Below are 4,427 nucleotides of genomic sequence, written 5' to 3'. Positions count from 1 at the left end.
ATGATGCAAGTAACGATGCCGAAGTACACGGACACGGACATTAATAATCTGACCTAAACCTTAAACAAAGCACAATCTCTCTTATTTTTTGTTTTTCCCGATTACAAGTACGATAGGTCGATTCTGCCCGATGCATTTACAGTAAGCTGAAGGCCATGGTATAGTCCTCCAACTCAAAGATAATGACCACCGGCCAAGCCACTTGCAAATCTCACTTGCCTACTAGCCTGCGCATATGGGGTAGGTACGCCATAGTCAAGATTGCAGAACCCCACTTCGGAGATGACTTGCTGCTAACTGACTAATTGATTAATCAGAGCATATCGACCTGTACATTTAACTAGAAGAAACTTAGTCTCTTGTGTACTTACGTATTCTATCAAAATCTTCTAGAAAAAATTAGCTGTAGTAGAATGTTGATTTTTGCTATATTACATAACCAGAAAAGTGTATTTATTCCATGGAATGTAATCAGCGGCTACGTTTGTTTGTAGCAAAGTTGTCGAATTGGCAGTCCCATCAAACGAAACTTCAAGCCGGTGACAGAGCAGCTGGATGTACTTCAGAGTATGCAGCTCAAATTACTATGTGCCAGATAAATTCAAGCTTTCAATGGCTTTATTCCAAGCTAGCAAAGTCTGCACCATACTATTCCAAAGTGTCTTTAAAAGTCTGGTAAACTAGTAGCTTTGTTGAGCTTAATTCACGCGCAATCAAAAGCCGCCTCTAGCTGGCTTGAGTAAACTGCATCGCGGACTGTTTGTGTATCATCCAAAGCTCAGTTTAAAAAAACAGACGGAAGCAGAATTCCAATTTTTGTAAACATATAAACAATTCTTTTTTCTATTGATTTAGTCAGAATCATAAAAGTGACGTGCACCGTCAAATGAATATTCAATTAATAATACTGCTCTCTATAAACTCAATGCTACATTTATTTTATTGGGTTTGATCTGGTATTTCTTCCAATACCATACTGCTACTCAATGGACATCTTAAAGCATCAGTCACTATTTGTCGTACTCTATTTATGCTCAGAGCCTTTAGCGATTATCTTAGCTATACTGCATAGCGCCTTATCCGGATTTTTTTCTATAGCTCGTTGCCAATCATGGTCTTGGTTTATTATTTCACGTGCTTTTCGTGACCATTTACTCACCATCTCATGCATTGCATTTACTTGACGAGCTTTCAACAAAAATTCGCTTATCTGTCTGTTGTATAAAAGTTGCGATCCATTAGTAGAGCTGTAAATATTGTTTCAGTGCCATAATTAATTTTGCGAGTTTTTGGCCCAAAACTAAAATATTTACCACACTTTTTACATCGATATCTTTTTACATCGCCACTCAGTGTACGTGTGACGCCATAAGTACTCAAGTCAGAGCTGGCGCAATGTGGGCTTTGATTTGTGCTTTTGTTTTATTTACTTTCAATTCTTATTCGGTCTTTTACGCTCATCTAAATTACACAAATACTTGGCAAATCTGGTTATAAATACAATGAATTAAAATCGCCTGCCAGATAAAAGATTGTATTATTAGTACGTATTCAATATGCGAAAAAAGTCAAATAGCCAAATAGCCAAATAGCTTCTCTAAACACGCATTCTATTAACTAAATCAACTAGTTCAAAACAAAAAATAAAAAAGAGTAGCAGTTGTTTGCTAGTGGTTTCCGATGCTTACGTCAGCGCTATTTGTGGCCGAGTTTGTTTGTGTATTACCGTCTGCACTGGCACTACTGCATGGTCCGAGAACTGGACAAAGTATTGCCACACCAGGTGGAGGAGGCGTTGGGTTATTTGTTGCGCTAATTGAATTTGATTGCGTGATAGACTGAGCTACATTGCCGCTGTTGTCTATGGAACCACTACCATGGTTGTTAATATCTACATCCGCAGAGTTAGTAGCTGTATTTGTCTGATGATTATTGTCAGCACTTGCGCTTCCAAGAATACCAGTGTTAGTAGCACTTATACTGTTTGATTGGTCTATGGTCTGGAGTACATTGCCGCTATCTTTTATGCTGCCACCATTTTTACCGCCATTGTTATCATTTCCAGTTAACCATTTTTGGTCGCCATTGTTGTTATTATTTCCACCGTTATGGATATCTACACTAGCTGTATTAGTAGCAGTATTAGATTGAGTGTTATCGTTTGCGGTTGCACTACCGAGAGTTCCAGAGTTGCTAGCTGTAATTGAGTTAGACTGATCGATGGACTGTGCTACATTTCCACTGTCACTTATACTACCGCCTTTCTTGCTGTCACCAGACCATACTGGTTGACCGCCATTATTGTGATGATGACCGTTGCTTATGTGAACGGTTGCGCTATTGCTTGCGTCATTACTTTGAGTGTTACCACTTGCACTTGCGCTGCCGCCAGTTCCGCTGTTAGAAGCACTAATGGAGTTCGTTTGGCTTATCGATTGGGCCACATTGCCGCTATCTTTTATACTACCGCCATTCTTTCCGTGTTTATTGTCTTTGCTACCAGTATATTTGCTAGAATGTTTGTCGCTGTGATGTCCATTGTGAATGTGGACGTGTGCTGTATTCGTGGCGTCATTAGATTGACTATTGTGATCTGCGCTTGACTTTCCCCCACTTCCCGAGTCAGATGAGCTGATGGAGTTAGACTGATGAGTGTCTTGTGCTACGTTTCCGCTATCTTTCACGCTATTTCCATGAGATGCATATGCATTTGACGCGAGACTCGCGCCTGGAATCATCATAGCTGCGATTGCAATCGCTACTGCGGCTATTATGCTTAATTTTCTGTAATTTTCGTCTGAATAATGCATGTTAACTTGATTCTGTAGAAATACTATATAAACTTCGAAGAAAGTAAGATACATATATAAAAATCTTCTAATCTATATTTAAAGCGGTTCAAAGTTTCTCTACAATTTATTCAAAAAATTTTATGTAGCGTATAGTCCACTAGTATCTAGTATGGACAATTGATTCTATCTAGTTCGATGAAAAACCAACTCTGAAACTTTCAGACGATCACAATGATAAACGATTTCAGATTCCATCTTTACCCCTACTTTTAAATCCAAACAGATCTCAATTATTGTTTCTCATATCAATACATTCTGAGTCATAGTAAGAATAAAAGATTATCTTGCCGTAGGCGTCAAAAATGAATTAATCTGAATTAATCATTGCCGCGCCTTGTGAGGTACGCAGTTCTAGCCTACCAACTATGCATTCTAATGATTTATGGATTTTGTTACATAACTAATTTGTATCCATTTAACGCAAATCCATAAAATTCTCCATTCATACTTTTCTTTGGGATACTCGATCAAAATCGAGACTCCACAACTAGGTAATCGCCAAATCTTTAAATTGAAAGTCTTCAGCGGTCACATCAATTATTTTGGTACCATAATTTATTTTGCCATTCGTCTTAACCAATCACTAATCTCTTCATTTGTCTTTTGCTCTCGTTCAAACATGCAAATTCGATTGCAAACATAATCTGATAATCCATAAGAAGAATTACCCAATCCCATAAAAGACACAACAATTTCAATCAAATTTCGTTGTTTATCGGGGTTGAGATGGTACTTTATTCCAGAGCTGTTGATCATGCCCAAAATATTAGCAGCATTTAAAATATTCTCTTTTCTATCACGATATTCTGCAGACTTTTTAAATTTCAAGTCTTCTTTGGTCAGTTTAATCATTTTGGGCTGGATACCAATTCAATCATATTAACATAATTAACAATCTATTAAAAGTCAAATGGTACTAATAAACATCTTAATACATAACAATAAGAAATAGAGATTTTGGTTTAATAAAGTATCAATTTTTAGTAGAGTAGTGTTGGTTGGGGAGAGACTACGAGACTAGTGACACTGGTGTGATGGGTGGTGTGATGTGAAGAGCTGCTAGTCGTACTAGTACTGTGGTGGTGGTGGTGATGTCCACTGCCGCTTGTACCAGTAACCGTGCTCGTGCTGTGGTGGTGAAATCCGCTACTACTTATGCCGGTGTCAGTGCTTATTCCGTTATTGTCATTGAAGCTGGTTGAGTTATCCAAAGCTGCCGAGTGAGCAATCGTGCTACTGCTGCTTTTATGACTGTGATGTTGTTTGGCTATGGGTGTAGTATTTGTTGAGTCAGTTGTGCTGCTACTGTTGCTTGTATGACTATGGTGATGTTTGACTATGGCTAATGCATCTGATGTTACAAGTGTCAACTGCTAAAACCATTACAATAGCAAGTGCTTTTGTCATTTTCGTTTTCATTGAAGCACCACATCGGATATACAGAGTGGGTTAGAACACCTGCCATTTTATCAAGAGTTACTTTACCAGAAAACAGCTTTGTGTCTTCATTTCTGTATGGAATGGGGAAGCAGATTCAAAATCTTTGAATCAATAAAGAGAAAGTTGGATGTTGGA

General features: G+C 38.1%; 4 protein-coding genes. All 4 read right to left on the bottom strand.

From position 1 onward, the window contains the following. Positions 1–1,024 precede the first annotated feature (1,024 nt). Positions 1,025–1,195, bottom strand: coding sequence for a hypothetical protein (locus tag DYY65_RS12070; protein WP_162478203.1), 171 nt, complete (start codon positions 1,193–1,195; stop codon positions 1,025–1,027). A gap of 472 nt (positions 1,196–1,667) precedes the next feature. Next, positions 1,668–2,810: a hypothetical protein gene (locus DYY65_RS12065; protein ID WP_162478202.1), complete on the bottom strand. Its 1,143-nt coding sequence runs from the start codon at positions 2,808–2,810 to the stop codon at positions 1,668–1,670. A gap of 597 nt (positions 2,811–3,407) precedes the next feature. Beyond that, complete coding sequence (locus DYY65_RS12060; RefSeq protein WP_162478201.1) at positions 3,408–3,704, bottom strand: hypothetical protein; 297 nt, start codon at positions 3,702–3,704, stop codon at positions 3,408–3,410. A 128-nt stretch (positions 3,705–3,832) separates the two neighbouring features. Continuing rightward, a complete protein-coding gene (locus tag DYY65_RS12055; RefSeq protein ID WP_162478200.1) occupies positions 3,833–4,222 on the bottom strand; it encodes a hypothetical protein in 390 nt (129 codons plus the stop codon). Positions 4,223–4,427 lie beyond the last annotated feature (205 nt).

Origin of the sequence: Nitrososphaera sp. AFS, assembly GCF_009898475.1 — an archaeon.
Lineage (GTDB): Archaea > Thermoproteota > Nitrososphaeria > Nitrososphaerales > Nitrososphaeraceae > Nitrosopolaris.
Note: the sequence above shows the minus strand (reverse complement) of the source record. Positions and strands in the feature narration are given on the sequence as shown.